The sequence below is a fragment of the Bradyrhizobium sp. Kon56 genome (assembly GCF_055807635.1).
In genome coordinates, this window is the sequence record NZ_JBVVOU010000002.1 from 404,171 (window position 1) to 431,150 (window position 26,980).

The window sequence follows — 26,980 nt, forward strand, 5'->3', positions numbered from 1 at the left end:
CTCCACGAGGCGGACCATAGCGCGCCCGCCGCAATGGCGCTATCACACCGCCCTCATAAGGTGAATGCCTGACCATGCCCGAATTGCCCGAAGTCGAGACCGTCCGCCGCGGCCTTCAGCCTGTCATGGAGGGTGCGAAAATCCTCGTGGCAGAGGCCCGCAGGCCCGATTTGCGCTTTCCGTTCCAGCCGGATTTCGTGGCCCGACTGAAGGGGCAGGTCGTCACGGGGCTCGGCCGCCGTGCAAAATATCTCATGGCCGATCTCGCCTCCGGCGACGTGCTGTTGATGCATCTGGGCATGTCGGGTTCGTTTCGCGTCATCAAGCCGGACAACGAGGCGGCGCCGGGTGAGTTTCACTATCCGCGAGCCAAGGACTCCGCGCACGATCACGTGCTGTTTCGGATGTCCTCCGGCGCCGACATCATCTTCAACGATCCGCGCCGCTTCGGTTACATGAAAGTGATCGCGCGCAGCGCGCTCGACGAGGAGCCGCTGCTGCGCGGGCTCGGGCCCGAGCCGCTTGGCAACGAATTTGACGCCGCGATGCTGGCGCGATCCTGCGCCGGCAAGACCACGAGCCTGAAAGCCGCGCTGCTCGATCAGCGCGTGGTCGCCGGGCTCGGCAATATCTATGTCTGCGAAGCCCTGCATCGCTCGCATCTGTCGCCGCGCCGGATCGCCGCGACGTTGTCGACCAAGGCCGGACAACGCAAGGGCGTTGCCGGGGGCGAGCCGACCGACCATGCAAAGCGACTGGTCGGCGCGATCCACACCGTGCTGAACGACGCCATCAAAGCCGGCGGCTCCAGCTTGCGCGACCATCGCCAGACCTCGGGCGAGCTCGGCTATTTCCAGCACTCCTTCAAGGTCTACGACCGTGAAGGCGAGAAATGCACCACGCCGCGCTGCGGCGGCACCGTGAAGCGTTTTACGCAGAACGGCCGATCGACGTTCTGGTGTCCGAAATGTCAGAAGTGAAAATCAGGCTCGTATCCGAGAGGTCGTAAGTTCAGCGGCGGTGACGAGCCCACCACGACCGTCATTGCGAGCGCAGCGAAGCAATCCAGAATCTTTCCAACGAAGCAGTCTGGATTGCTTCGTCGCAAAGCTCCTCGCAATGACAGTGGAGATAGAGTTTCCCAAAAACGCGAAGCGAAGCAATCCGGCCGGGCTGGTGGCCGGATTGCTTCGTCGCTAAGGCCGCCCTTCCGGATGGTGAAGGTCCGGCTGCCATCCGAGCGATACCCCCGCTCAGGACGCCAGTATCGTAGTTTCATCGGCGGCCAGCTCGGCGGCGACGTGCAACATTCCGTCCGCGGCCGCGATGACCTGGTCGATCAAGACATTGGTGGCGGCGAGCTCGAGCCGGGTCTCGATCCAGTGCCAGAGGCCGCGAATCTCATCTGCCGACTTGCCGTTCGGCGCGAATTCGCTCACCGCAAGGCCGCTGGCGAGCGAGTCCTGATGGTCGTTGCGCATCACGATCAGGGGACGCGCGAGCACCTCGGCGAGGTCGAGGGCTGCTTCCTCGGCGAGCGTGTTGGCGGCGTTGTCGATGCGCTGGCCGCGGATCGGGGTTTGGTTCAGCACGAAGCTGTAAGGCCGCTTCCAGGCGCGCGCGACGCTCAGCGTCGAAACGGTGGCTTCGATGTCGGCGACGCTCGGACGGGCCGGGATCAGGCAGAGGTCAGAATGGCGGATCGCGGCGGTGGTCGCTGCGCTGAGGCCGGCGGCGGTATCGACGATCGCGAGCTGGAGGCCGCTGTCGGCCAGCATCTTCAGGCGCGGTTCGATGTCGGCGGCGTGATAGATCGGCTCGACGACGAGATCATCGGTGGTGCGGCGGCGCTGCCAGTTGGACAGTGTGCCCTGCGGGTCGGTTTCGATCAGGCGAACGGTGAAGCCAGCCTGCTTGGCTGCCAGCGCGAGGCCGATGGCGAGCGTGCTCTTGCCGCTGCCACCCTTTTGGGTGGCCAGTGCGATCGTGTGCATTGAAGATCAATCCTTTGGAGTGCTTGGGTCTCGGGAAACGCCACGCGAACGTGCATCGATCTCGATGCTGAGCTCTTCTCGCTCAGGACGTGCCGGCCCAATCCAAAGGGGATCGCGGAGGTCCGAATCAGCAGTCACGATGATGTCGGAATCGGGAATGCCAACGATCCGTACCATTACTGGACCCGTACTCGTACGTGTGCTGTGCTTGCAGCCGTGAATAATAAGGACAAGCGGCATGGGCGGAAACTGGCGCGACCGGACGACGACGAATTTCAAATGCCAGAAGATGCCCGCGGTATCGAGCCGCGGCATGGTGGTCAGCAACCATCCACTGGCCTCCAGCGCCGGCGCGGAGATGCTGGCCGCCGGCGGCAACGCCATCGACGCCGCGATAGCGACCCTGTTCACGCTGACCGTGGTCGAGCCGATGATGGTGGGCATCATCGGCGGTGGCATGGCGCACATCCGGCTCGCCGACGGCAGCCACCGTTTCATCGACGGGCAGAGCACCGTGCCCGCGGCGGTGCTTGACACCAGCTACACCCCCACGCCGGGTTCCGCGCATGACGTGTTCGACACCGTCGGCAATGAAAACCTCAACGGACCAAAGGCGGTCGCTACGCCGGGCTCGCTGAAAGCCTGGTGCGAGACGCTGCGCCGCTTCGGCACCATGAGCCTTGCCGACGTCATGCAGCCCGCGATCAAGCACGCCGCGCGCGGCTATGCGACGACACCCTATCTGCACGAATGCATCACCGAGAGCGCCACCGAGATGCGCAAGGACAAGCCGATCGCGGCGATCTATCTGCCAGACGGCGAGCCGCTCAAGGTCGGCGAGCGCGTGGTACAGGCCGAATATGCCGAGACGTTGCGGCATATCGCCGACCACGGCGAAAAGGCGCTCTATGAGGGGCCGCTTGGCGATATCCTGGTCGACTATATGGAAAAGGCCGGCGGCTTCATCCGGCGCAACGATCTCACCAGCTACAAGACCGTCGAACGGCAGCCGATCCGCGCCGATTACCGCGGCTGGACTATCTTTGGCCCGCCGCCGCCCGCGGCTTCCGGCGTGCACATCGCACAGATGCTGAACATCCTGGAAGACTACGACATCCAAGGCCTCGGCTTCGGTACGCCCGAGACCATCCACTATCTTGCCGAGGTCCTGAAGATCGCATTCGCCGACCGCGCCGCGGCCAGCGGCGATCCTGATTATGTCGGCGTCCCCGTGGAGCGGCTGACCTCGAAGGCCTATGCCGAGGAGCGCCGCGCTGCGATCGATCCGGCACGGGCGCAGAGCTGGGGCGCCGGCGTGTCGCAGCTTGAAGGCGCTCACACCACGCACATGACGGCGGCGGATGCGTTCGGCAACGTGGTTGCGACCACGCAGACCATCAACAATCTTTTCGGCGCCAAGATCATGATCCCGGGCCTCGGCGCCATCGCCAACAACTACATGAACCTGTTCGATCCGCGTCCAGGCCACGCCCTGTCGCTGGCGCCAGGCAAGCGGGTGACGACCTCGATGTCGCCGATGATGGCGCTGCGTGACGGAAAGCTGCGCTATGCGCTGGGCTTGCCCGGCGGAAAACGAATCTTCCCGAGCGCGATGCAGGCGCTGCTCAATCTGATCGACCACGGTATGAGCTTGCAGGAAGCAGTCGAGGCGCCGCGGGTCTGGACCGAAGGCAATGCACTCGAGATCGAGCAGAGGGTGCCGGAGAGCGTGCGCGTGAAGCTCGCGGAGCTCGGCCACAAGGTGCAGCCTGTCGCGACAGTCGCCGGCGGCATGAACGGTATCGCCTTCCACGACGACGGCACCATGAGTGGCGCCGCTTGCTGGCGTGCGGACGGCACGCCGGTCGGGATCTCGGGTGGTCTTGCGAAGGCCGGGATCAGGTTCAGGCTGAGCTAGGTCTCATGCCCCGGACGCAGCGCAGCGCTTCTTCAGCGGCGCGCATTTCACGCCGCACCGCGCCCGGGACACGAGAGCTACTTGCGCACGCAGATCACGCGCACGACAGCGGCTTTCGCATCTGTGGACGTTCCGTTCGCCGCGACACCGTTCGCCTTCAGGAAATCGCGCACCGTCTCCGCGGAGACCATCACCGCCTGCGACGCCGGCACCGACGTCGCGGGGCCCGCAACCATCGCCGGCTTCAATAGTGCGATGCCGGCGAACTTGCCGTCGCCGTCGATGGCGGGGCTGCCGGAGAAGCCGACAGACGGTGGCGGTGAGAGTGGGGAATCGCCACCACCGACGGATGCCAGCGTAGCCTTGAGGCTCGACACACCCGCGGCTCCGCCCTGGCTCTGCGGATCCGCGATACCGATGACATCGACACTCGTCTTCGCTGCGCCGGCCGCGAGGTTGAGGGGCTCCAGGCCGCGGGCGCCGTAAATATGCAGCAGCGCGAGATCGTGTTCCCGGTCCTCCGCGAGACGGTCGGCGCTGCCATAGCCGGCGATCGTGATCGCGAGGCAGCTATCAGTGACGAGGCGGTCCGTGAGGATCGCGCCATCGTCGCTGACGACAATGCCGGTGCCATATTCGACGGTCTTGCGTGGCGGCGGCCCCGCCTGTGGCCCCGACGGAAACGCGTTGAAGGCGCTCGACATCGCGATCACGACCGGTTCGACCGTGTTCTCGGTCGCCTGATCGTAGAGGATCGTCATGATGCGGACCTCGTCACCCCTGGAGGTGCCGCGCAAATAGAATTTCTTCAGGCCCTGCAGACCCGACAGCACGAAGAAGTCGGGCTTTACCACGGTGTAGTCGACCTTGCGACCCGGCTCTTTCTTCTCCGCTTCGGCAAGCTTGGCTGTGGTCGGGTTCGCCTCCTTGCGGCGGCTGAGCAGAACCTGCACCGTGCCAGTGGGCGAGGTCCATTTCGAGCCGTTGGCGTCGGTCGCCTGCTGCGGCACCAGCTTTGAGGGAATGCCGAGCCGCGCGCCGCTGGTCATTTCCGTCACGATCTTCCAGCCGACGCTGTCCTGTTTGCGGCGCGCGGTCTCGGCGAGCGCTGCGCGTTCCTGCGGATTGAGCACGCCGGTCGCCTTGCCGCCCTTGGCCTTCTGATACTCCTTGATGGCCTCGACCAGGCGCGCGCTGACGTCGCCGGTGATGGCGCCGTTATACTGGCCGACCCAGGCGAGGTCGGACTGCAGCGACAGCCGCTCCGCCTGCGCCATGGCATCGGCCGTCGCAGCCGGCGTCTGCAATGCAGGAGGCCGGATCGGAACGGTCTGGACCGGCTTCGGCTTGGTGCCGGGAAGCTGCGGTGTCGTCATCTGGGCGTTCGCGCCTGTCGCAGCCGCAAACATCAGTGTTGCCGCAAGCATCGATCTCATGACAAATCCAGCCCGCCCATTGAACGCAATGCCATTGAAGCACATCTCGTTGGTCGCGAACAATGTTGCGGTGGTTCAGACCGGCAGGAGAGGTCTAGCTCCTCATCCTGAGGAGCCGCGTAAGCGGCGTCTCGAAGGATGAAGGCCGTGCAGCCGCAGCGGGGCCTGCATGGTTCGAGACGGCGCTTCGCGCCTCCTCACCATGAGGAGAGGATCTGGAAGGATAACGATGCTGAGCCCGGACGAACTCGAACGTTATGCCCGCCATATCGTGCTGCGCGATGTCGGTGGCCCCGGCCAGGCTGCGCTGAAGCGGGCCTCCGTGCTGGTGATCGGCGCCGGCGGGCTCGGTGCGCCCGCTTTGATGTATCTGGCGGCCGCCGGCATCGGTACGCTCGGCGTGGTCGATGACGACGTGGTGTCGCTGTCGAACCTCCAGCGCCAGGTCATTCACACCACGCCCGATATCGGCCGGCACAAGGTCGAGAGCGCGGCCGAACGGATCTCGGCGCTCAACCCGCATGTCCGCTTCGTCGGTCACGCCACCTGGCTCAATGCCCACAATGCGCTGTCGCTGATCGGGGACTATGACCTCGTGCTCGACGGCTCCGACAATTTCTCGACCCGCTATCTGGCCTCGGACGCCTGCTTCTTCGCCAAGAGGCCGCTGATCACGGCGGCGCTCGGCACCTTCGATGGCTCGCTGACCACCATCCGCGCGCATGAGACAAACGAGCAGGGCGAATTCAATCCGACCTATCGCTGCCTATTCCCGGAAGCGCCGCCGCCCGGGACCGTGCCGGCGTGCGCGGAAGCCGGCGTCATGGGCGCGCTCGCGGGCGTGATGGGCTCGATGATGGCGCTGGAGGCGATCCGCGAGATCGTCGGCTTTGGCGACGGCCTCGTCGGCCGCCTCCTGATGATCGATGCGCGCGCGATGCGCTTCGAGACGCTGCGTTACGCGCGCGATCCCGCCAATCCGCTCAATGGCGATGGGCCTGTGATCACCGATCTCAGCGCCCATCGCACTTGATTGCAGACGTTATGCTGTGGCCGGCTTCTCGCTGTCGAGATGCGCCATCTGCTCGGCGGCGTAACGCGTGCCGGCAGCGACATCGGGCGGGAAGGCCGTTGCCAGCACGGCGAGATGAGCCGGCGTCAGCGTGACCTTGGCCGCGCCGAGTGCTTCGGTGAGGCGGTTGCGGGTGCGGGCGCCGACCAGCGGCACGATCTGCTTGCCTTGCGCCGCCACCCAGGCGATCGCGACCTGTGCCGGCGTCGCGCCAATCTCAGCGGAGATGGCGCGCAGCTGCTCCACCAATGCGAGATTGGCATCGAGATTCGATCCCTGGAAGCGCGGCGTCATCAGCCGGTAGTCCTTGCCTGTCTTGCCGGAGTCCTTCGACCAATGGCCGCTGATGAGGCCGCGCGCCAACACGCCGTAAGCCGTGATGCCGATGCCGAGCTCGCGGCAGGTCGTCAGGATGTCGCGTTCGATGCCACGCTCGATCAGCGAATATTCGATCTGGAGATCGGCGATCGGGTGCACGGCATGCGCGCGGCGGATGGTGGCGGAGCCGACCTCGGACAGGCCGATATGTTTGATGTAGCCGGCCTTCACGAGATCGGCGATGCCGCCGATGGTCTCCTCGATCGGAATGTTGGGATCGAGCCGCGCCGGACGGTAGACGTCGATGTAGTCGGTGCCGAGCCGCTGCAGCGAATAGGCGAGGAAGTTCCTCGTTGCGGCCGGCCTCGTGTCCATGCCGGTGAATTCGCCAGCAGGACCGCGCAGCGCACCGAACTTGACACTGATCTGCACCTTGTCGCGCGGCACCTCCTTGAGCGCTTCGCGCACCAGCATTTCATTGTGGCCCATGGCGTAGAAATCGCCGGTGTCGACCAGGGTGATGCCGGCATCCAGTGCGGCGTGGATCGTGGCGATGCTCTCGCCGCGATCGGCGGGGCCGTAGACTTCGGACATGCCCATGCACCCGAGACCGAGAGCGGAGACGGTGGGACCGGTCGAACCGAGTTTGCGCTGTTCCATGATGGCTCTCCTCGAAAAGGCGCTGACTGCGCCGCGTGACGGGGCCTGATATGCGCCTGATCGATTGCGCCGATAAGCTGGACAATCGAGAATGCCTTGTTCACACTGGCGAACAATGGCTGAGCCCGACCTGCGTGATCTCGACGTCTTCATGGCGGTCGCCCGCACCCGCAATTTCCGGCGCGCGGCGATCGATATTCGCGTGTCGGTGTCGAGCCTTAGCCAACGATTGCGCGACCTCGAGGAGCGCCTCGGCGTCCGCCTGATGAACCGCACCACCCGCAGCGTTGCCCTGACCGAGGCGGGCGAGCTGCTGCTGTCGCGCTTGGCGCCGGCGCTGCGCGATGTCGGCGATGCCCTCGATCAGGTCCGCGGCCTGCGCGAGATGGCCTCGGGCCGGCTGCGCATCAACGCGCCGCCGCCCGCGGTCGATCTCGTGCTGGCCCCCATGATCGGGCCGTTCCTCAAGGCCTATCCGCAGGTCGACCTCGACATCGTCTCCGAGAGCGGGTTCGTCGATATCGTCAGCGCGGGCTTCGATGCCGGCGTGCGCTATGGCGAGCATCTCGCGCAGGACATGGTCGCGATCACGCTCAGCGGCCCGCAGAGCTATGTCGTGGTCGCTTCGCCCGATTACCTCGCGCGCCGCGGCAAGCCGGAGCATCCGAAGGATCTGCTCGACCATGATTGCATCCGCGCCCGCTACTCCAGCGGTGTCATGCACGATTGGGAGTTCGAGAAGGCCGGCCAGCTGGTGAAGGTCGATCCGCCGGCAAAGCTGATCTCGACCAACATGGGCCTTTCCATGCGCGCCGCGCTCGACGGCGCCGGCATCTGGGCGACGCTTGATGGTTATGTCGGTGAAGCCCTGAAGTCCGGCGCGCTGGTCAGTCTGATTCAGGATTGGTGCGAGCCGTTTCCCGGGCCGTTCCTGTACTATCCAAGCCGGCGACAAACGCCGCCGGCGCTGCGGGCCTTTATCGATTTCGTTGCCGACTGGCGCAAGCGCGAAACACGCAGCAAATAGACCTCACAGCATGCTCGGCAGCACGCGATCCGGCGGCTTGTGCGCATCGAGGAAGGTGCGGATGTTGATGATCACCTTCTCGCCCATCTCGACGCGGCCCTCGATCGTGGCCGAGCCCATATGCGGCAGCAACGTCACCTTGCCGGCCTTGGCGAGCCGCACCAGCTTCGGGTTCACCGCGGGCTCGTGCTCATAGACATCGAGGCCGGCGCCGCCGATCTCGCCGCCTTCGATCAGCTTGATCAGCGTGTCCTCGTCGGTGACCCCGCCGCGCGCGGTGTTGACGATGTAGGCGTCCTTGCGGATCAGCTTCAGCCGGCGCGCCGACAGCAGATGGTAGGTCGCCGGCGTGTGCGGACAGTTCACCGAGATGATGTCCATCCGCGCCAGCATCTGGTCGAGGCTTTCCCAATAGGTCGCGCCCAGCTCTTCGGCGATCTTCGGCGCCACCGGCCGGCGGTTGTGGTAGTGGATCTGCAAGCCGAAGGCGCGGGCGCGGCGCGCGACCGCCTGGCCGATCCGGCCCATGCCGATGATGCCGAGGCGCTTTCCGCCGATGCGATGACCGAGCATCCAGGTCGGCGACCAGCCCGGCCATGGTTTTCCTTCCGTCAGAATCGAGGCGCCTTCGATCATCCGCCTGGGCACGGCGAGGATCAGCGCCATGGTCATGTCGGCGGTGTCTTCGGTCAGAACTTTCGGCGTGTTGGTGACGGTGATGCCGCGGGCATGCGCGGCCTCGACATCGATGTTGTCGACGCCGTTGCCGAAATTCGCGATCAGTTTCAACCTGCAGTCGGGCTGGTTGACGATGTCGGCGGAGATGTGGTCGGTCACGGTTGGGACCAGCACGTCGGCGGTACGGGCGGCTTCCGCAATCTGCTCGGGCGACATCGGCGTGTCGTCGAGATTGATCCGCGCGTCGAACAGCTCGCGCATCCGGGTCTCGATCGAGTCCGGAAGCTTGCGCGTCACCACGACGAGGGGCTTTTTCTTCACCGACATGTCCTGCCCTCATGAGGCGTTGCGAGCCGCCTCTGTCGCCAAAGGCCGGCCGTTGAGGCCTCATTAACCCGGTTGTTCGACACTGCGCTTGCCGTGTCGTCCCCGGCGTTTCCTTAAAGCTCTCCCGACATTTCCGGCCGGAAAATCGGGACAAACCGGTTGTTCAGATGTCCGTCCTCTCTAGCAGAAGGCCGGGCCAAGACAAGAACCACGGGTAAAGGGCTCGGGAACACCCGCGTGGGGCGGGGTCAGGGGCGACAGCGGCCTGGTTTGGGAATTTAGGGGCGAGGGACCGGCTCGGCCGGACCTTCGACAGGAGACGGGTTGATGGCGTTGGGGCGTTTTTGTTCGGTGATGGCGCTCGTTTGCACCTGGTTGAGCGCTTCGGTCAGTCCCGGGCATTCGGCAAAGGACAACACCCCTCAGACGGCCTCGGGTCTCCCGGTGCCGCGCTACGTCAGCCTGAAATCGGATCACGTCAACGTCCGCGCCGGCCCGACCAAGGACAACGACGTCGCCTGGGTCTACACCCGTTCCGGCCTGCCGGTCGAAATCACCGCCGAGTTCGAGAACTGGCGCCGGGTCCGAGATTCCGAGGGCGCCGAGGGTTGGGTCTATCACTCGCTGCTGTCGGGCCGCCGTACGGCTGTCGTCACCATGAAGCACAAGGACGAGCTCGCGCCGATCTACGACCGCGCCGATCCCGAGAGCGCGGTTGCGGCCAGGCTCCAGGCCGGTGTCGTCACCCAGGTGAAGAAGTGCACTGCAAACTGGTGCCGCGTCAGCGGTAACGGCTTTGACGGCTGGATCCAGCAGGAGCGCCTCTGGGGCGTCTACTCGGACGAGCAGGTGAACTGATCTGGGCGGGAGCGGAGCTGTTGCTCCACCGTCATGCCCGGGCATCCACGCATTTTTTGACGCCTGACCGAATAACGTGGATAGCCGGGACAAGCCCGGCCATGACGATCAAATCAGCAGTTCAGGATAGATCTCAGCGCTTCTTGCGCAACCGTACGACCATGTCGATGCGGGCGATCTCGTAACCCGCGGGCACCTCAGGCATCTTGGACAGCGCCAGATGCGGATCCTCGATGTCGACCAGCTCATGGCTGTTCTCGAGGTAGTAGTGATGGTGGGTCGTGACGTTGGTGTCGAAATAGGTCTTGGTGCCGTCGACGCTGACCTGACGCAGCAGACCGGCATCGGTGAGCTGGTTCAGCGTGTTGTAGACGGTCGCCAGCGAGACCGGCACCTTGGCCAGCGTCGCTTCCTCGTAAAGCATTTCAGCCGTGAGGTGACGTGCACCCTTGCCGAACAGGAGCCAGCCGAGCGCCATGCGCTGGCGCGTGGGGCGGAGCCCTGCGGACTGGAGCATTTCGTTGACGTCGTGCCACGGGCAGCCGGTTAACGCCGGCTGGCGGCCCGACATAAGAGCCGCCGCATGGGCCTCTTCGTCGCGATGGGGCGCGTTATTTTCGTTCATTTCCAGCTTCGGGCACGCGTGAACACTGTCGTTGCCCAACATATATGGAGAGATAGATGCAGATGCAAGTTTCTCGCAACTAGAGTGGTTCTAATCAGGCAGGGAACCGGGGTGGCGGCCCGTCATTTTACCTTCATGAGAGCGCTTTGCTACCCGAAATGGCCTGTGTTAGAGAGCCCGCGGTTCCGCTTAACCCATTTTGGCGCGACCCGGCATTGAGGGCCGCTCGCTATCCATCCAGGGTCCTTCGGTATTCTCGTCTGACAATGGCAACAGATGTCGCCTTTCGAACAGGATGGGGCCCATTTTCGCCGGAAACGCCGCTCAATCGGGGTTTGAACACAAAGGCTTCCGCATGCTGAACAGGCGCAACGGTTACGAATATGAAGATCTGCTGGCATGTGCCCGCGGCGAGATGTTCGGCCCTGGCAATGCGCAATTGCCGCTGCCGCCGATGCTGATGTTCGACCGCATCACGGACATCAGCGAGACCGGCGGCGAATTCGGCAAGGGGGTGGTGCGCGCCGAGCTCGACGTGAAGCCCGACCTCTGGTTCTTCGGCTGCCACTTCAAGAACGATCCGGTGATGCCCGGCTGCCTCGGGCTCGATGCGCTGTGGCAAATGGTCGGCTTTTATCTGGGCTGGAGCGGCGGTGAAGGTCGCGGTCGCGCGCTTGGCCTGAACGAGCTGAAGTTCAGCGGCCAGGTGCTGCCGGAGGCCCGCAAGGTTGTGTACAACATCGATATCAAGCGCGTGATGCGTTCAAAGCTGGTGCTCGGTATCGCCGACGGATGGCTTTCGGTCGATGACCAGATTATCTATCGCGCAAAGGATTTGAAGGTCGGCCTGTTCAAGCAGGGCACGAGCCTGGGCTGAGCGCATCACCACGAAGACAACGATTGAGGCGAGGCTGTCATGAGGCGGGTTGTGGTCACCGGGATGGGCATTGTCTCCTCCATCGGAAACAACACCCAGGAAGTGCTTGCGAGCCTTCACGAGGCGAAGTCGGGCATTTCGCGGGCTGAGAAATATGCCGAGCTCGGCTTCCGCTCCCAGGTGCAGGGTGCGCCAACGCTCGATCCTTCGACGGTAGTCGACCGCCGCGCCATGCGTTTCCTCGGTCAGGGCGCGGCGTGGAATCACGTCGCGATGGAACAGGCGATCCAGGATTCCGGTCTTTCGCCCGACGAAATTTCCAATATTCGCACCGGCATCATCATGGGCTCCGGCGGTCCGTCGGCGCGCACCATCGTCGAAGCCGCCGACATCACCCGCACCAAGGGACCGAAGCGTGTCGGGCCGTTTGCAGTGCCGAAGGCGATGTCCTCCACGGCCTCCGCAACGCTTGCGACCTGGTTCAAGATCAAGGGCGTGAACTATTCGATCTCGTCGGCCTGCGCGACGTCGAACCATTGCGTCGGCAATGCCTATGAAACGATCCAGATCGGCAAGCAGGACGTCATCTTCGCCGGCGGCTGCGAGGAGCTGGACTGGTCGCTGTCGGTGCTGTTCGACGCCATGGGCGCGATGTCCTCGAAGTACAACGACACGCCTGCGACGGCCTCCCGTCCCTACGACGTCAACCGCGACGGCTTCGTGATTGCCGGCGGAGCCGGCGTGCTGGTGCTGGAAGAGCTCGAGCATGCCAAGGCGCGTGGCGCGCGCATTTACGGCGAGATCGTCGGCTATGGCGCGACGTCCGACGGCTACGACATGGTCGCACCATCAGGCGAGGGCGCCGAACGCTGCATGCGCATGGCGATGTCGACCGTGAAGACCAAGGTCGACTACATCAATCCGCACGCGACATCGACCCCGGCCGGCGATCCGCCGGAGATCGACGCACTCCGCAGGGTGTTCGGAAGCGGCGAGAAGTGCCCGCCGATCTCGGCGACCAAGGCGCTGACCGGTCACTCCCTGGGCGCAACCGGCGTGCAGGAAGCGATCTATTCGCTGCTGATGATGAACAATGGGTTCATCTGCGAGAGCGCCCACATCCAGGAGCTCGACCCCGTGTTCGCCGACATGCCGATCGTGCGCAAGCGCATTGACAACGTCAAAATCGGCACCGTGCTGTCGAACTCCTTCGGCTTCGGCGGCACCAACGCCACGCTGGTGTTCAGCCGGCTGGATGCGTAATTTTGGCACGCTGTCATGCCCCGCCTAGTGCGCAATTGCGCACGGGGGGCGGGGCATCCAGCACGCCGCAACTTCTCGATTTGCAGTAATCGCCTCGAAATACTGGATCGCCTGCCCCAGTGCGCAAGTGCGCACAAGGCGGGCGATGACGCCGGAATAATGGGAGCTATCAGGCAATGGAAGGTTTAATGAAAGGCAAGCGCGGTCTGATCATGGGCATCGCCAATGATCATTCGATCGCCTGGGGCATGGCGAAGACGCTGCATGCCCACGGCGCCGAGCTTGCCTTCACCTTCCAGGGCGAGGCGCTGGGCAAGCGTGTTAAGCCGCTGGCGGAGCAGCTTGGCGTCGACATGGTGCTGCCCTGCGACGTCGAGGACATCGCCAGCGTCGACGCCACATTCACGGCCTTGCGCGAAAAGTGGGGCCGGCTGGATTTCGTGATCCACGCGATCGGCTTCGCCGACAAGAACGAGCTCAAGGGTCGCTACGCCGACACCAGCCGCGAGAATTTTTCGCGCACCATGGTGATCTCCTGCTTCTCCTTCACGGAAGTGGCAAAACGCGCCGCCGAGCTGATGACGGAGGGCGGCAGCATGATCACGCTGACCTTCGGCGCCTCGGAACGCGCGATGCCGAACTACAACGTGATGGGCGTGGCCAAGGCGGCGCTGGAAGCCTCGGTGCGCTATCTCGCCTCGGATTTCGGACCGCGCGGCATCCGCGTCAACGCGATCTCCGCCGGCCCGATCCGCACGCTCGCCGGCTCCGGCATCGGCGAGGCGCGCGCCATGTTCGCCTTCATGCAAAAACATTCGCCGCTCCGCCGGGGCGTGACGCTCGACGAGCTCGGCGGCTCGGCGCTGTATCTGTTGTCGGATCTCTCCGGCGGCGTGACCGGCGAGATCCACTATGTCGATTCCGGCTACAACACCGTCCTGATGCCGCGGCCGGACGATTTGAAGGCGCAGGATTAGCTCTCGTAGAGTGGGCAAAGGCGCGCAAGCGACGTGCCCACGATTTCTCAATAATAGAGACCAGTTCCTGCTGAAGGACGTGTCGATCAGCGCGCGTCGCTGTTGCGCGCCGCTCGTTGAACCCCGATCAGCAGCGGCAGCGTCTTGTCGAGGCTTTCCGTCAGCATGGCACGCACGTCGTCGCGCAGTGCGGGATTGTCGGCGGCATCTTCAGGGCGGGTTGGAAACGATTCTGCGGGTAGTTCGCGATAGGGGCCGCCGATTTGCACGCCCAGGAGCCTCTGCACCATAAGGGAATGATGCGTGTTGATCAGCGCAGAACTCTGTCTGACAACGGAGAAGTCGCGCCCATCGAAGATGCGGACAAACGCCAGGGCGTAGAGATAGATGCGACGCCCGAGCACCACATCATGGTTGAGGATGCCGAAGCCGCGGACCGTATAGTTGGATGACCCGAAAGGGCTGATTGAATTGAGGATCTGGATGTAGTGCCGGCAATTCGTTCCTTTCACGACGTCGCGCATGTATTGGGCCAGCTCCGCATTGAGATCGCGGAACAACCTGTCCTTCAATGTGTCCTTGGACTCATCGCGGGGAGGAAATTTCGCCGGGTTGTAGGGGATTCTCAGAACGGACACGCCGGCAGGGATCGTGGCGCGAATCCGCGCGAAGATCAGATCATTGAGTCCCCAGCCCGGGATCGGGACGACCGTCTTCTTGTGCTGAAATACGGTCAGGCCGGTCGTCAGCACGGTGAACTCATCGCCGGTGGTGACGACGACACCGAAGTCGCACGGGCCGCCGACCACGGGAGCGGGTTTGCCCGTCGCTTCACGCCGCGTGGTCGTCTTGTTGTTGCTTTGCTTGACGGCTGATCCTGCCGTTTCCGCCCCTGGTGGTACCAATTTGGTCTGCGCCCAAGCAGATGTCGAAAAGCACCACGCGACAGCCGCAAGGACGACCAGCCGGGCCAAAACGTCAAATGCAGCGCAGCCGCAGGAAGCGGACGAGCGATAGCCTTTGTCGCGTCCCCTCGGCAAAGGCGCTTACTCGCCCTTGATATACGCGGGTAGATACCTGTCCAGCTGGGCCGTGAGCAGGCTGCGTGTGCTGTCACGCAGCAATGCACTGCTGGTCACCTGTTCAGGGGTCTTGGGAAATTCGAGATTGTTGAGGATTTGCATATTGTCGTTCTTGTTGGAGAAACTCGAAGCAATCACATCGCCGAAGCTGCGGGTAGGCGCCCGATGGATGTCGAAAGTCCGTCCGTCGAAAACGTTTATGCGGAAATAGGAAACCACGACGCCGCGCCCGGAAGGGCTCGCCCAATTCTTGTAGACCCCGAGGCCCTCGATTGATTGATTGGTGCCATCCACCGAAACGCGGGCTTTCGTGGCTACGACGTAGCGTTCGCAATTTGCAGCTCCGGCGATCTGCCGCACCAGCGCCGTCAGGTCGTCGCGGTCATTGCGGAACAGTTTCGCTTCCGGATGATAGTACGGCCTGAAGGCTCCGCTTGCGTAAGCGACCTTTCGGACAGCCGTGCCGGGAGCCGTGGCGCGAACCCTCGCGACGAACAGATCATCGATACCCCACGTCTCGATCGGCGTCTCCATATACTCGTTGCCGAACATCGTGAGGCCGACATGTTGCACCGAGAACTGGTCTCCGATCGCGGAAATGACGCCGATCTGACAGGGGCCGCTCTCCGCCGCAACGGGCTGTTGTGCAGCCGGTTTGGCCTTCGGCGCCGCCTTCTTGACTGCCTTCTTGGCTGGCGCCGCCGTCTGAGCGGGAGGCGCGGTGGTTGCGGGAGGGGTTTGCGCGGCTGCCGTAGTGAGCAGGGACAGCAACGCGATCAGCGAGACAGCAATTCGAAGCATCGATTCCGGGAGATCAGGGGGCAGGAGGACGGCGGATACGCCACAGTAAATTGGAACCGTGACAACCGCAAGCTGCACCAGGCGACCACTGCCTATCCGGCGGGTCGCTGCCGCCGCCACCGATAATACTTCATCATGAATCCGTTCGACGGCTCGACCTCTTCTTTCTCGAACACAAAGCCCTCGCGCTCGTACCAGCGCCAGGCTTTTTCGTTCTCGCGGATGCAGCGCAGAGACATCTCGTCGGGCATTTGTGTGCGCGTGAAGCCAAGCAATTTGCGGCCGAGCGATTGGCCCTGATAGGCGGGCGCGACGAACAGCATGTCGAGATAGAGTTTTGGCAAATGCAGCGCCAGCATTGCGGCGATCGTGCCGTTGTCGTCGGCGACGAACAGGCTCCAGCCGTCCTCGATCTCGCGCCGGATGCGTGCGCGCAGGTTGGCCAGCAGGAAGTCGCTCGTCTCGCCGAGGCCGGTCGAGACCCAGCTCTCCATCCAGACACGGCCGATCTCGTCGTATTCGTCCGCGCGGGCCGGGCGGATGAGGGGATGCGACATCGAGGCCTCAGGTCGGCTTGCTGCGCACGGATGGGCGTGCGCGTACCTTGCCCGCCGACAGGCACACCACCTCGGAGATTTGCAGCAGTTGCCGCGCCAGCGGGCTGGTCTTGCGCCAGACCATGCCGATGGTGCGTGACGGCTGCGGGTCGCGGAAGCGTGCCAGCGAGACCGAGGCCGATCGCGTCTCCACCGACACGGCCATCTCCGGGATCAACGTGACGCCGATGCCGGCGCTGACCATCTGGACCAGCGTCGACAGCGAATTGGCATCCAGCATCTCGCGCGGCGGCGCCGATTGCATGTTGCAGAATGACAGCGCCTGATCGCGGAAGCAGTGCCCCTCCTCGAGCAGCAGCAGCCGCATCTCGCGCATCATCTCCCGCGATGGTGCCGGCGTTCCCTCATCCGCGCTCGGCCGCACCAGCAGGAATTTTTCCTCGAACAGGGCGACCTCGGTGAGCGAGGGCTCGGACACCGGCAGCGCCACGATGGCGGTATCGAGCCGACCCTCCACCAGTTCCTGAATCAGCCGCGGCGTCATCGTCTCGCGCACGCGGATGTCGAGCTCCGGATGCATGCGCGTCAGATTCTTGGTGATCGTCGGCAGCAGATAGGGCGCGATCGTCGGAATCATGCCGATGCGCAGCCGTCCGGAGAACCGGTCCTGCGAGGCGCGGGCGAAATCGCCGAGCTCGTCGACCGAGCGCAAGATGTCGCGGACGCGCTGCGCGAGCTCCTCGCCAAATCGGGTCAAGGCCACCTGCCGGGCGCTGCGCTCGAGCAGCAGGCCGCCGAGCGCCTCCTCCAGCTCCTTGATTTGCATCGACAGGGCCGGCTGCGAGATTGAACAGGACTCAGCCGCGCGGCCGAAATGACTGTGACGGGCCAGGGCGTCGAAATACCGGAGCTGGCGCAGCGTAAGGTTTAGCATCAGAAAATCTTATCGCCGCGATCATTAAAGTCAACTTCCCCTGATCGAACGTGAAGCTTAGAGTGCCTCTACCTGGTCAAAGGCGCGAGTTCGACGCCACCAGAGGAGGTATTCATGGACGACACTTCAAAGTGCCCGTTTTCGGGTGGAAAACGTGTGCCGGCGAACCGCGATTGGTGGCCGACCCAGCTCAGCATCGAGATGCTGCACAAGAATTCCCCCAAGTCCGACCCGATGGACAAGGACTTCGACTACGCCAAGGAATTCAAGTCGCTCGACCTGAACGCGGTCATCAAGGACCTGACCGCTCTGATGACGGAATCGCAGGAATGGTGGCCCGCCGACTTCGGTCATTACGGCGGCCTCATGATCCGCATGGCCTGGCACAGCGCGGGCACCTACCGCACCACCGACGGTCGCGGTGGCGCCGGCGCCGGACAGCAGCGTTTCGCGCCGCTCAACAGCTGGCCCGATAACGCCAATCTCGACAAGGCACGCCGTCTGCTCTGGCCGATCAAGCAGAAATACGGCCGCAAGATTTCCTGGGCCGATCTGATGGTGCTGGCGGGCAACGTCGCGCTGGAGTCGATGGGCTTCAAGACCTTTGGCTTTGCCGGCGGCCGCGTCGACGTCTGGGAGCCGGAAGAGCTCTATTGGGGTCCCGAAGGCACGTGGCTGGGCGATGAGCGCTACAGCGGCGAACGCCAGCTCGCCGAGCCGCTCGGCGCGGTGCAGATGGGCCTCATCTACGTCAATCCGGAAGGCCCGAACGGCAAGCCGGATCCGATCGCCGCGGCCAAGGACATTCGCGAGACCTTTTTCCGCATGGCGATGAACGACGAGGAAACCGTCGCACTGATCGCCGGCGGCCACACCTTCGGCAAGACCCACGGCGCCGGCGATCCGTCGCTGGTCGGACCGGAGCCGGAAGCGGGCGCGCTCGAAGATCAGGGCCTCGGCTGGAAGAGCAAGCACGCGTCGGGCATTGGCGGCGATTCCATCACCAGCGGTCTCGAGGTGACCTGGACCACGACGCCGACGAAGTGGAGCAACAACTTCTTCGAGAACCTGTTCAAGTACGAATGGGAGCTGACTAAGAGCCCGGGCGGTGCGCAGCAGTGGACGGCCAAGGGCGCCGAGGCGATCATTCCCGATGCCTTCGACAAGTCCAAGAAGCATCGGCCGACGATGCTGACGACCGACCTCTCGCTGCGTATGGATCCGGCCTATGAGAAGATCTCGCGCCGCTTCCTCGAGAATCCCGATCAGTTCGCGGACGCCTTCGCCCGTGCCTGGTTCAAGCTCACCCATCGCGACATGGGTCCGGTGGTGCGCTATCTCGGTCCGCTGGTGCCGAAGGAAACCCTGATCTGGCAGGATCCGATCCCTGCTGTGAATCACGAGCTGGCCAGCGAGCAGGATATCGCCTCGCTGAAGACCAAGATCCTGGCCTCGGGTCTGTCGGTCTCGGAGCTGGTCTCGACCGCCTGGGCGTCGGCCTCGACGTTCCGCGGCTCGGACAAGCGCGGCGGCGCCAACGGCGCGCGTATCCGCCTCGCCCCGCAGAAGGATTGGGAAGTGAACGAGCCGGCTCAGCTCTCGAAGGTCCTGGGCAAGCTCGAAGCGATCCAGAAGGACTTCAACGCGTCATCCGGTGCGAAGAAGGTCTCGCTGGCGGACCTCATCGTGCTCGGCGGCACCGCCGCGGTCGAGAAGGCCGCCAAGGATGCCGGCGTCGACGTCAAGGTCGGCTTCACGCCGGGCCGCATGGATGCCTCGCAGGAGCAGACCGACGCCGCTTCGTTTGCTCCGCTGGAGCCGCGGGCCGATGGCTTCCGCAACTTCATCGGCAAGCGGCAGCAGTTCATGATGCCCGAGGAGGCTCTGGTCGATCGTGCGCAGCTGCTCCGGCTTACCGGCCCGGAGATGACGGTGCTCGTCGGCGGTCTGCGCGTGCTCGGTGCCAATGCGAACGGTTCGAAGAACGGCGTCCTCACCTCGAAGGTGGGAACGCTGAGCAACGACTTCTTCGTCAACCTGCTCGACATGAGCACGCAGTGGACGCCGGCCGGCACCGACGGCACCTATGAGGCCCGCGACCGCAAGACCAACGCGGTCAAGTGGACCGGCACGCGCGTCGACCTGATCTTCGGCGCACACTCGCAGCTTCGCGCCTACGCAGAGGTCTATGCCACGTCGGATTCCAAAGAGCAGTTCGTCAAGGACTTCGCCAAGGCCTGGACCAAGGTGATGAACCTCGATCGCTACGACATCGCGGCCTGATTCCAAAGTTCGGCAAGCGACAAACAAAAAGGGCGGCCGCGAGGCCGCCCTTCGTGTTTCTGGCAGGTAGCGAGATTTACTCGCCGGCCGCTTCGCGCGCGGGCTGCTGGCTCTCGCCCTTGCCCTCGAGGTCTTCGCCGGTCTCCTGGTCGACCACCTTCATCGACAGGCGGGTCTTGCCGCGGTCGTCGAAGCCGAGCAGCTTGACCTTGACCTTGTCGCCTTCCTTGACGACGTCGGAGGTCTTCTGCACTCGCGCCGAGGCGAGCTGGCTGATGTGGACAAGGCCGTCCTTGGAGCCGAAGAAGTTCACGAAAGCGCCGAACTCCATCACCTTGACGACGGTGCCGTCATAGATCTGGCCGACTTCCGGATCGGAGGCGATCGACTTGATCCACTTGATCGCGGCCTTCATCGCCTCGCCGTCGCTGGAGGCGACCTTCACGGTGCCGTCGTCCTCGATGTTGACCTTGGCGCCGGTCTTCTCGACGATCTCGCGGATCACCTTGCCGCCGGTGCCGATCACTTCGCGGATCTTGTCGGTGGCGATCTTGAAGGTCTCGATGCGCGGCGCGTATTCGCCGAGCTCGGCGCGGGCGTTGGTGAGCGCCTTCGACATCTCGCCGAGGATGTAGATACGCCCATCCTTAGCCTGACCGAGCGCGACCTTCATGATCTCCTCGGTGATGCCCTCGATCTTGATGTCCATCTGGAGCGAGGTGATGCCCTGCTCGGTACCGGCGACCTTGAAGTCCATGTCGCCGAGATGGTCCTCGTCACCGAGGATGTCCGAGAGAACCGCGAAGCGCTTGTCTTCGAGGATCAGGCCCATTGCGATGCCCGCGGTCGGCCGCTTCAACGGCACGCCGGCGTCCATCAGCGCGAGCGAGGCGCCGCAGACCGATGCCATCGACGAGGAGCCGTTGGATTCGGTGATCTCCGACACCACGCGCGTGGTGTAGGGGAATTCGTGGTGCGGCGGCAGCACCGGGTGGATCGCACGCCAGGCGAGCTTGCCGTGGCCGATCTCGCGGCGCTTGGTACCGCCGAGGCGGCCGGTCTCACCGACCGAGTAGGGAGGGAAATTGTAGTGCAGCAGGAACGTCTCTTTGTACGTTCCCGACAGCGCGTCGATGTACTGCTCGTCCTCGCCGGTGCCGAGCGTGGTCACGACCAGCGCCTGGGTCTCGCCGCGGGTGAACAGCGCCGAACCGTGGGCGCGGGGCAGCACGCCGACTTCGGCGACGATGTTGCGCACGGTCTTGGAATCGCGGCCGTCGATGCGCTTGCCGGTGTCGAGAATGTTCCAGCGAACGATCTTGGCTTCGAGCTCCTTGAACACGCCGCCGATGCGCAGCTTGTCGTATTTCGGCTCTTGGCCTTCCGGGAAGTAGTGCGCGATCACCTTTTCCTTGACCTTGCCGACCGCGGCGTAGCGATCCTGCTTGACCGGAATGGCGTAGGCGGCGCGCAGTTCCTGCTCGACCATGCCGAGCATTTCCTTTTCGAGCGCCGAATTGTCGATCGCGGTGACCTCGCGCGGCTCCTTCGCGGCCTTTTCGGCGAGCTCGATGATCGCGTTGATCACCGGCTGGAAGTGGCGGTGACCGAACATCACGGCGCCGAGCATGATCTCTTCGTTCAGCTCCTTGGCTTCCGATTCCACCATCAGCACGGCGTCCGCAGTGCCGGCGACGACGAGGTCGAGCTGAGTGTCGACCATCTCGTCGAGCGTCGGGTTGAGGATGAACTCGTCATTGGCGAAGCCGACGCGCGCGGCGCCGATCGGGCCCTTGAAGGGAGCGCCCGACAGGGTCAGCGCAGCCGATGAGGCCACCAGCGCGACGATATCGGGATCGTTCTCCATATCGTGCGAGAGCACGGTCACGATCACCTGGGTCTCGTTGCGCCAGCCGTCGACGAACAGCGGACGGATCGGACGGTCGATCAGGCGGGAGACCAGCGTTTCCTTCTCGGTCGGACGACCCTCGCGCTTGAAATAGCCACCGGGAATGCGGCCGGCTGCGTAGGTCTTCTCCTGGTAGTCGACGGTCAGTGGCAGGAAGTCGACGCCTTCACGCGGTGACTTCGCGGCAACGACGGTGGCGAGCACCACGGTCTCGCCGTAGGTCGCGACGACGGCGCCGTCGGCCTGGCGGGCGATCTTGCCGGTTTCAAGCTTGAGAGGGCGTCCACCCCAGTCGATCTCGACTGAATGCTTATTGAACATAGAGGTCTTCTTTCATGGGTTCTCGAAAGAAGGACGGGTCGAAAAACAAAAACCATGCGCAAGATTGCGGGACGTTGATCGAAGCGGGCGATCAGCGTCCTGCGATCCTGCCATGGTTTTTGGATTTCGGATGGCGTCCATCCCTTCGGGTCATACGGGCGCCTTGCCCGTTGTGCCCAGCCGCCGGATTGCTGCTGGACTGTCAGTCGGCACGAACGCGAACACCGAAGCGCGGTGTTCGCCCATCATGCCCGGATGCTCGCCGTCAACGGCTCGCATCCGACGCGCACGCAGCCTCGACGAAAAACCTTTAAACAAACGCTTTCGTTCGAAATCACGCGCGAAAACGCGCGCCGGTTGGCGCGCGCAAGAACTCTTAACGACGAATGTTGTGCTTCTCGAGCAGCGCCTTGTAGCGCGCCTCGTCCTTCTTCTTCACATAGTCGAGGAGCGAGCGGCGGGTCGAGACCAGCTTCAAGAGACCGCGACGCGAATGATTGTCCTTCACGTGGGTCTTGAAATGGTTGGTGAGGTTGGCGATGCGTTCCGACAGGATCGCGACCTGAACCTCTGGCGAGCCGGTATCGCCGGCCTTGTTGGCATTCGTCTTGATGACTTCCGCTTTGCGTTCTGCGGCAATCGACATCGTCAATTTCTCTCGTTGCGATCGGCGCTGGCAGTCAGGCCGGTCAGGTTGAACACACGCTTGGGGATGATTTCGCCATTGCCGACTTCGGCAAGCGCGAGAAGCCGGCCTGCCACCGTGACATAGACTGTGCCGCTACAAGTGGGCGCATCCCGTCCGCGCAACAAAACGGCCTGGCCCCGATGGAGCCTTGCCGCATCAGCCCGAGTGACGGCCAGTGCCGGGATGTCGTCCAGCGCGGTCTCAACGGGCATAAGCGCGTCGGCGAGGCTACCCTCGCCGGACGCGGCTCTATCGCACAAAGCCTCCAGCTGATCCAGCGGAATCATGTCGTTCTCGCCAAATGGGCCGACCAGGGTCCGCCGCAGTGCGCAGATATGGCCGTAAGTGCCGAGAATCCGGCCCATATCGCGGGCCAGCGCGCGGACATAGGTGCCCTTGCCGCACTCGGCCTCGAACACGGCCCGGTCGCTATCCGGTTGATCTACAAGGCTTAATCGGTGAATCTCGACCGGGCGCGAGGCCAGTTCCACGATCTCGCCGTCGCGGGCGAGGTCGTAGGCGCGCTCGCCCTGGACCTTGATCGCGGAATAGCGCGGCGGGATCTGCTGGATCACCCCGGTGAAACGGGGCAGCAGGGCCTCGATGGCCTCCCGAGTCGGGCGCTGGTCCGAGGTTGCGGTCGCCCGGCCCTCGATGTCGTCGGTGTCGCGCTCCTCGCCCCAGCACACCGTGAACCGGTAGCGCTTGCGGCCGTCCATGACGAAGGGGACGGTCTTGGTGGCCTCGCCGAGCGCGATCGGCAGGCCGCCGGAGGCCAGCGGATCTAGCGTGCCGGCATGGCCGGCGCGTTTGGCGTTGAACAGGCGCTTGAGCACGGCAACGGCCTGCGTCGAGGTCATGCCGATCGGCTTGTCGAGCACGACCCAGCCGTGGACGTCGCGACGGTCGCGGCGCGGCTGGTTGCCCTTCTGCTTGTTGGCGCGCGGATCGTTGTTGACGCGGCGCGGCTCTTGAGCGGGCTGAGAATTGCCGCTCATGTCCGCAAAATTATTCTTCTGCACGTCGAGCTGATCGGCCTCTTCGCCGCCGATCGTGCCGTGAGCCGGGTCCATCGTCATCGTTCTTCTTCCCGATCCGTATCCGGATCCTGTTCCAGGTCCTTCTGCACCGCGGGTGTTCGCAAAAGCTTCTCGATCCGTTCCGCTTCGTCGAATCGTTCGTCGACGCGGAAGCGAAGGTCAGGTGCAAATTTCAAGTTAACGCGCCGCGCGACCTCGCCGCGCAGGAATTTCTTGTTGCGCTCGAGCGCAGCGAGGACGATCTCGGTGTCGCGGCCACCGAGCGGCATCACGTAGACTGTTGCGAGCTTCAGGTCGGGCGACATCCGCACCTCCGGCACGGTGATGATGTGACCTTCGAGGTCAGCATCATGCACGCTGCCTTGCGCCAGAATCTCGGCTATCGCATGGCGAACCTGCTCGCCGACCCGCAACTGACGTTGCGAGCCGCCAGACGCGGAACTCTTTTTTTGATGATGGCGGGGCATGGTCTGAAAATCACCTCGTCATGCCCGCTTTTGGGACACGGGCATTGTCATTTGTCTTGCTGAAACGAAGAGGGGTGGATGGCCGGAAAAAATCCGGCCATCGTACTCCCGCAATTCAGTTCAAAAAAGATCCAGGCGCTTCGGTAAGATTTGGACTTACAGGGAGCGCTGGATCGTCTCCACGCGGTAACACTCGATGACGTCACCGGCGCGCATGTCGTGATAGTTCTCGAAGGCCATGCCGCATTCCTGACCGGACTGGACTTCCTTCACTTCGTCCTTGAAGCGCTTCAGCGTCGACAGCTTGCCTTCGTGCACGACGACGTTGTCGCGGATCAGGCGCACGTTGGCGCCGCGTTCCACGGTGCCGTCGGTGACGCGGCAGCCGGCGACCTTGCCGACCTTGGAGATGTTGAAGATCTCCAGGATCGCGGCATTGCCGAGCATGGTTTCCCGCAGGGTCGGCGCGAGCAGGCCGCTCATGGCCTTCTTCACGTCGTCCACGAGGTCGTAGATGATGTTGTAGTAGCGGATCTCGATGCCGTTGCGCTTGGCGGCCGCAGCGGCCTCCTTGTTCGCACGAACCGAGAAGCCGATGATCGCGGCGTTGAAGCCCTCCGCGAGCGTCACGTCCGATTCCGAGATGCCGCCGACACCCGCATGCAGGATGCGCGCGGCGACTTCGTCGGTGCCGAGCTTCTCCAGCGAGCCGAGGATCGCTTCCAGCGAGCCCTGCACGTCGGCCTTGATGATCAGCGGGAATTCCTTGCGGCCCGCCGTCTTCAACTGCGACATCATCTGCTCGAGCGAGCCGCGCATGCCGGAGATCGAGGCAGCCGCGTTCTCGCGCTTCTGGTGCGCGCGGTAGCTGGTGACCTGGCGGGCGCGGGCTTCGTTCTCGACCACGGCGAGACGATCGCCGGCTTCCGGCGGACCGTTGAAGCCGAGCACCTCGACCGGCACGGATGGACCTGCCTCCTGCACCGTCTCGCCCTGATCCGAGATCAGCGCGCGGACGCGGCCCATTTCGGCGCCGGCGACGATGATGTCACCGACACGGAGCGTGCCGCGCTGGACCAGAACGGTCGCGACCGGACCGCGGCCACGATCGAGCTTGGCTTCGATCACGGTGCCTTCGGCCGGACGATCCGAATTGGTCTTGAGGTCGAGGATGTCGGCCTGGAGCGCGATCATCTCGAGCAGCTTGTCGAGATTCGTCTTGTTCTTCGCCGACACTTCGACATCGACGACTTCGCCGCCGAAGGATTCGACCTGCACCTCGTGCTGGAGCAGCTCGGTGCGCACGCGCTCGGGCTTGGCGTCGGGCTTGTCGATCTTGTTGATGGCAACAATGATCGGCACCCGCGCCGCCTTGGCGTGGTTGATGGCTTCGATCGTCTGCGGCATCACGCCGTCGTCGGCCGCAACCACCAGCACGACAATGTCGGTCACCTTGGCGCCGCGCGCGCGCATCGCGGTGAACGCGGCGTGGCCGGGCGTGTCGATGAAGGTGATCTTCTTGCCGCTTTCGGGCGACAGCACCTGATAGGCGCCGATATGCTGGGTGATGCCGCCGGCTTCGCCGGAGACCACGTTGGCATGACGAAGCGCATCGAGCAGCGAGGTCTTGCCGTGGTCGACGTGACCCATCACCGTCACCACCGGCGAGCGCGGCTCGGTGTCGGTCGAATCGTCGATGGCGTCGAACAGGCCTTCTTCAACGTCGGACGCGGCAACGCGCTTGACGGTGTGACCAAGCTCCTCGGCGATCAGCTGCGCAGTGTCGGCATCGATCACGTCGGTGATCTTGTGGATCGCGCCCTGCTTCATCAGCATGCGGATGATTTCCACCGCGCGCTCCGACATGCGGTTGGCGAGCTCCTGGATGGTGATCGCTTCCGGAATGACCACCTCGCGGATGAGCTTTTCCTTCGGCTCGTTCGCGGCATGGCCCTTCAGGCGCTGGGTGCGGCGGCGGAACGAGGCGATCGAGCGCTCGCGGACGTCGTCGGCATTGAAGGCGGTGACGACCGTCAGGCGGCCGCGCTCCTTCTGCGGGCCGGGCTTGTGGGTGGGCTTGGGAGCGACCACAGGCCGCGCAGCGCCGCCGGGGCCGCGACGGATCTGGCGCGGACCGTCGTCCTCGTCCGGTCCGGCTGCGACGGCGGGGGCGCGGCCCACCGGGCCTCCCGGCCGCTGCGTGGTCGTTCCGGGTCGCGCGGTCGTTGTTCCCGGGCGTGCCGTGGTGGTTGTGCCGGGTCGCGCCATCGGCGCTCCGGGCCGCGCTGCAGGAGCGGCCGAGGTCCCCGTTGCAGGGCGCGCCACAGATTGCGGCTGCTCGCCTTCGCCAAAACGCTTCTTGGCCTCGGTTTCGGCCTTCCGCTTGGCTTCCTCCTCGTGACGGTGACGCTCCTCCTCGGCCTTGCGGCGGGCTTCGGCGGCCTCACGATCAGCACGCTCGGCGCTTTCGCGGACCGCGCGGCGCTGGGCCTCTTCCTCGGCATGGCGGCGCTCTTCGACTTCGCGCACCTTGGCATCGGCCAGCGCGCTGGCGCGGGCGGAACGTTCGTCCTCGGTCAGCGTGCGCAGCACCACGCCGGAGCCGGCGTTGCGCGGCGGCGCGGGGCGTGCCGGGGCAGGCTTGGGCGCGGCGGCCGGCGCGGGCTTCGCCACTTCGGCCACCTGCGGTTCAGGGCTGCCGTCGACACGGCGCTTGCCACGCTTCTCGACCACGACCTGCTTGCTACGGCCATGACTGAAGCTCTGGCGCACGGTGCCCGTTTCGACGCGCGGCTTGAGCGATAGCGTCTTGCTCGGAACGCTCAGCTTCTTGTCGCCAGGGGTCTTGGTATCAACCATTAAGCAGTC

General features: G+C 64.2%; 23 protein-coding genes. 9 read left to right on the forward strand and 14 right to left on the reverse strand.

What is annotated here, in order from left to right; genetic code table 11:
- Positions 1-74: 74 nt before the first annotated feature.
- Complete coding sequence (mutM, locus tag AC0L3B_RS05045; protein ID WP_473380101.1) at positions 75-980, forward strand: bifunctional DNA-formamidopyrimidine glycosylase/DNA-(apurinic or apyrimidinic site) lyase; 906 nt, start codon at positions 75-77, stop codon at positions 978-980.
- Between the two features lie 273 nt (positions 981-1,253).
- Here the strand turns inward: mutM and AC0L3B_RS05050 are convergent, their stop codons facing one another.
- Positions 1,254-1,994 (reverse strand): nucleotide-binding protein, encoded by a 741-nt coding sequence (locus AC0L3B_RS05050; RefSeq protein WP_473380102.1) that lies wholly within the window; start codon positions 1,992-1,994, stop codon positions 1,254-1,256.
- A gap of 238 nt (positions 1,995-2,232) precedes the next feature.
- Between AC0L3B_RS05050 and ggt the strand changes: the two genes are divergently transcribed.
- Positions 2,233-3,912, forward strand: coding sequence for a gamma-glutamyltransferase (gene ggt / locus AC0L3B_RS05055; RefSeq protein ID WP_473380103.1), 1,680 nt, complete (start codon positions 2,233-2,235; stop codon positions 3,910-3,912).
- A gap of 77 nt (positions 3,913-3,989) precedes the next feature.
- On the opposite strand, the gene AC0L3B_RS05060 is transcribed toward ggt, so the two are convergent.
- A complete protein-coding gene (locus AC0L3B_RS05060) occupies positions 3,990-5,348 on the reverse strand; it encodes a serine protease (RefSeq protein ID WP_026233023.1) in 1,359 nt (452 codons plus the stop codon).
- 229 nt (positions 5,349-5,577) lie between these two features.
- On the opposite strand from AC0L3B_RS05060, the gene AC0L3B_RS05065 reads away from it, so the two are divergent.
- Positions 5,578-6,381: a HesA/MoeB/ThiF family protein gene (locus AC0L3B_RS05065; protein ID WP_204513039.1), complete on the forward strand. Its 804-nt coding sequence runs from the start codon at positions 5,578-5,580 to the stop codon at positions 6,379-6,381.
- Positions 6,382-6,390: 9 nt separating this feature from the next.
- Here the strand turns inward: AC0L3B_RS05065 and AC0L3B_RS05070 are convergent, their stop codons facing one another.
- Positions 6,391-7,398: an aldo/keto reductase gene (locus AC0L3B_RS05070; RefSeq protein ID WP_018455783.1), complete on the reverse strand. Its 1,008-nt coding sequence runs from the start codon at positions 7,396-7,398 to the stop codon at positions 6,391-6,393.
- Positions 7,399-7,513: 115 nt separating this feature from the next.
- Between AC0L3B_RS05070 and AC0L3B_RS05075 the strand changes: the two genes are divergently transcribed.
- On the forward strand, positions 7,514-8,425 hold the full coding sequence (locus AC0L3B_RS05075; protein WP_473380104.1) for a LysR family transcriptional regulator: 912 nt from the start codon (positions 7,514-7,516) through the stop codon (positions 8,423-8,425).
- Positions 8,426-8,428: 3 nt separating this feature from the next.
- Here the strand turns inward: AC0L3B_RS05075 and AC0L3B_RS05080 are convergent, their stop codons facing one another.
- Positions 8,429-9,430 carry a 2-hydroxyacid dehydrogenase gene (locus tag AC0L3B_RS05080; RefSeq protein ID WP_018455785.1) on the reverse strand — a complete coding sequence of 334 codons (1,002 nt, stop codon included), beginning with the start codon at positions 9,428-9,430 and terminating at the stop codon, positions 8,429-8,431.
- Between the two features lie 327 nt (positions 9,431-9,757).
- On the opposite strand from AC0L3B_RS05080, the gene AC0L3B_RS05085 reads away from it, so the two are divergent.
- Positions 9,758-10,288: an SH3 domain-containing protein gene (locus tag AC0L3B_RS05085; protein WP_026233024.1), complete on the forward strand. Its 531-nt coding sequence runs from the start codon at positions 9,758-9,760 to the stop codon at positions 10,286-10,288.
- Between the two features lie 133 nt (positions 10,289-10,421).
- Here the strand turns inward: AC0L3B_RS05085 and irrA are convergent, their stop codons facing one another.
- The gene (gene irrA / locus AC0L3B_RS05090) at positions 10,422-10,913 is read right to left on the reverse strand and encodes an iron response transcriptional regulator IrrA (RefSeq protein ID WP_018455787.1); all 492 of its coding nucleotides are present in this window, start codon (positions 10,911-10,913) and stop codon (positions 10,422-10,424) included.
- Positions 10,914-11,268: 355 nt separating this feature from the next.
- Here irrA and fabA point away from each other — a divergent pair, with 355 nt between their 5' ends.
- The 3 genes from fabA to fabI all read left to right on the forward strand — a co-directional run bounded on the left by fabA (position 11,269) and on the right by fabI (position 14,030).
- Entirely contained in the window at positions 11,269-11,790 is a 522-nt protein-coding gene (gene fabA, locus AC0L3B_RS05095) for a bifunctional 3-hydroxydecanoyl-ACP dehydratase/trans-2-decenoyl-ACP isomerase (protein ID WP_007603915.1), read from the forward strand.
- Between the two features lie 39 nt (positions 11,791-11,829).
- Positions 11,830-13,053 (forward strand): beta-ketoacyl-ACP synthase I, encoded by a 1,224-nt coding sequence (fabB, locus tag AC0L3B_RS05100; protein ID WP_026233025.1) that lies wholly within the window; start codon positions 11,830-11,832, stop codon positions 13,051-13,053.
- A gap of 176 nt (positions 13,054-13,229) precedes the next feature.
- Positions 13,230-14,030, forward strand: coding sequence for an enoyl-ACP reductase FabI (gene fabI, locus AC0L3B_RS05105; RefSeq protein ID WP_026233026.1), 801 nt, complete (start codon positions 13,230-13,232; stop codon positions 14,028-14,030).
- 86 nt (positions 14,031-14,116) lie between these two features.
- On the opposite strand, the gene AC0L3B_RS05110 is transcribed toward fabI, so the two are convergent.
- From AC0L3B_RS05110 to AC0L3B_RS05125, 4 genes are all read right to left on the reverse strand, one after another.
- Positions 14,117-15,004 carry a hypothetical protein gene (locus tag AC0L3B_RS05110; RefSeq protein WP_240550533.1) on the reverse strand — a complete coding sequence of 296 codons (888 nt, stop codon included), beginning with the start codon at positions 15,002-15,004 and terminating at the stop codon, positions 14,117-14,119.
- A gap of 72 nt (positions 15,005-15,076) precedes the next feature.
- Positions 15,077-16,033, reverse strand: coding sequence for a hypothetical protein (locus tag AC0L3B_RS05115; RefSeq protein WP_456652947.1), 957 nt, complete (start codon positions 16,031-16,033; stop codon positions 15,077-15,079).
- Positions 16,006-16,470 (reverse strand): GNAT family N-acetyltransferase, encoded by a 465-nt coding sequence (locus AC0L3B_RS05120; protein ID WP_456652946.1) that lies wholly within the window; start codon positions 16,468-16,470, stop codon positions 16,006-16,008. The genes AC0L3B_RS05115 and AC0L3B_RS05120 overlap by 28 nt, the downstream gene beginning before the upstream one ends.
- 7 nt (positions 16,471-16,477) lie before the next feature.
- Positions 16,478-17,404 (reverse strand): hydrogen peroxide-inducible genes activator, encoded by a 927-nt coding sequence (locus AC0L3B_RS05125; protein ID WP_018455793.1) that lies wholly within the window; start codon positions 17,402-17,404, stop codon positions 16,478-16,480.
- Positions 17,405-17,518: 114 nt separating this feature from the next.
- Between AC0L3B_RS05125 and katG the strand changes: the two genes are divergently transcribed.
- Positions 17,519-19,687: a catalase/peroxidase HPI gene (gene katG, locus AC0L3B_RS05130; protein ID WP_085362008.1), complete on the forward strand. Its 2,169-nt coding sequence runs from the start codon at positions 17,519-17,521 to the stop codon at positions 19,685-19,687.
- A gap of 76 nt (positions 19,688-19,763) precedes the next feature.
- Here the strand turns inward: katG and pnp are convergent, their stop codons facing one another.
- From pnp to infB, 5 genes are all read right to left on the reverse strand, one after another.
- A complete protein-coding gene (gene pnp, locus AC0L3B_RS05135) occupies positions 19,764-21,917 on the reverse strand; it encodes a polyribonucleotide nucleotidyltransferase (RefSeq protein ID WP_018455795.1) in 2,154 nt (717 codons plus the stop codon).
- 376 nt (positions 21,918-22,293) lie between these two features.
- Positions 22,294-22,563 (reverse strand): 30S ribosomal protein S15, encoded by a 270-nt coding sequence (rpsO, locus tag AC0L3B_RS05140; protein ID WP_007598346.1) that lies wholly within the window; start codon positions 22,561-22,563, stop codon positions 22,294-22,296.
- Positions 22,564-22,565: 2 nt separating this feature from the next.
- Positions 22,566-23,684, reverse strand: coding sequence for a tRNA pseudouridine(55) synthase TruB (gene truB, locus AC0L3B_RS05145; RefSeq protein ID WP_018455796.1), 1,119 nt, complete (start codon positions 23,682-23,684; stop codon positions 22,566-22,568).
- Positions 23,681-24,112 carry a 30S ribosome-binding factor RbfA gene (rbfA, locus tag AC0L3B_RS05150; protein ID WP_026233028.1) on the reverse strand — a complete coding sequence of 144 codons (432 nt, stop codon included), beginning with the start codon at positions 24,110-24,112 and terminating at the stop codon, positions 23,681-23,683. Before rbfA ends, truB begins: the two co-directional genes overlap by 4 nt.
- 156 nt (positions 24,113-24,268) lie before the next feature.
- Positions 24,269-26,971 carry a translation initiation factor IF-2 gene (infB, locus tag AC0L3B_RS05155; protein WP_018455798.1) on the reverse strand — a complete coding sequence of 901 codons (2,703 nt, stop codon included), beginning with the start codon at positions 26,969-26,971 and terminating at the stop codon, positions 24,269-24,271.
- Between the last annotated feature and the right edge of the window lie 9 nt (positions 26,972-26,980).

Excerpts from the sequence above, each read along its gene's own strand:
- rbfA (WP_026233028.1), bottom strand. The coding sequence starts at position 24,112 with ATGCCCCGCCATCATCAAAAAAAGAGTTCCGCGTCTGGCGGCTCGCAA.
- AC0L3B_RS05085 (WP_026233024.1), top strand. The coding sequence starts at position 9,758 with ATGGCGTTGGGGCGTTTTTGTTCGGTGATGGCGCTCGTTTGCACCTGG.
- katG (WP_085362008.1), top strand. The coding sequence starts at position 17,519 with ATGGACGACACTTCAAAGTGCCCGTTTTCGGGTGGAAAACGTGTGCCG.
- AC0L3B_RS05120 (WP_456652946.1), bottom strand. The coding sequence starts at position 16,470 with ATGTCGCATCCCCTCATCCGCCCGGCCCGCGCGGACGAATACGACGAG.
- truB (WP_018455796.1), bottom strand. The coding sequence starts at position 23,684 with ATGACGATGGACCCGGCTCACGGCACGATCGGCGGCGAAGAGGCCGAT.
- fabI (WP_026233026.1), top strand. The coding sequence starts at position 13,230 with ATGGAAGGTTTAATGAAAGGCAAGCGCGGTCTGATCATGGGCATCGCC.
- AC0L3B_RS05070 (WP_018455783.1), bottom strand. The coding sequence starts at position 7,398 with ATGGAACAGCGCAAACTCGGTTCGACCGGTCCCACCGTCTCCGCTCTC.
- AC0L3B_RS05080 (WP_018455785.1), bottom strand. The coding sequence starts at position 9,430 with ATGTCGGTGAAGAAAAAGCCCCTCGTCGTGGTGACGCGCAAGCTTCCG.
- AC0L3B_RS05125 (WP_018455793.1), bottom strand. The coding sequence starts at position 17,404 with ATGCTAAACCTTACGCTGCGCCAGCTCCGGTATTTCGACGCCCTGGCC.
- mutM (WP_473380101.1), top strand. The coding sequence starts at position 75 with ATGCCCGAATTGCCCGAAGTCGAGACCGTCCGCCGCGGCCTTCAGCCT.
- fabB (WP_026233025.1), top strand. The coding sequence starts at position 11,830 with ATGAGGCGGGTTGTGGTCACCGGGATGGGCATTGTCTCCTCCATCGGA.
- infB (WP_018455798.1), bottom strand. The coding sequence starts at position 26,971 with ATGGTTGATACCAAGACCCCTGGCGACAAGAAGCTGAGCGTTCCGAGC.
- ggt (WP_473380103.1), top strand. The coding sequence starts at position 2,233 with ATGGGCGGAAACTGGCGCGACCGGACGACGACGAATTTCAAATGCCAG.
- fabA (WP_007603915.1), top strand. The coding sequence starts at position 11,269 with ATGCTGAACAGGCGCAACGGTTACGAATATGAAGATCTGCTGGCATGT.
- AC0L3B_RS05065 (WP_204513039.1), top strand. The coding sequence starts at position 5,578 with ATGCTGAGCCCGGACGAACTCGAACGTTATGCCCGCCATATCGTGCTG.
- irrA (WP_018455787.1), bottom strand. The coding sequence starts at position 10,913 with ATGAACGAAAATAACGCGCCCCATCGCGACGAAGAGGCCCATGCGGCG.
- pnp (WP_018455795.1), bottom strand. The coding sequence starts at position 21,917 with ATGTTCAATAAGCATTCAGTCGAGATCGACTGGGGTGGACGCCCTCTC.
- AC0L3B_RS05050 (WP_473380102.1), bottom strand. The coding sequence starts at position 1,994 with ATGCACACGATCGCACTGGCCACCCAAAAGGGTGGCAGCGGCAAGAGC.
- AC0L3B_RS05060 (WP_026233023.1), bottom strand. The coding sequence starts at position 5,348 with ATGAGATCGATGCTTGCGGCAACACTGATGTTTGCGGCTGCGACAGGC.
- rpsO (WP_007598346.1), bottom strand. The coding sequence starts at position 22,563 with ATGTCGATTGCCGCAGAACGCAAAGCGGAAGTCATCAAGACGAATGCC.
- AC0L3B_RS05075 (WP_473380104.1), top strand. The coding sequence starts at position 7,514 with ATGGCTGAGCCCGACCTGCGTGATCTCGACGTCTTCATGGCGGTCGCC.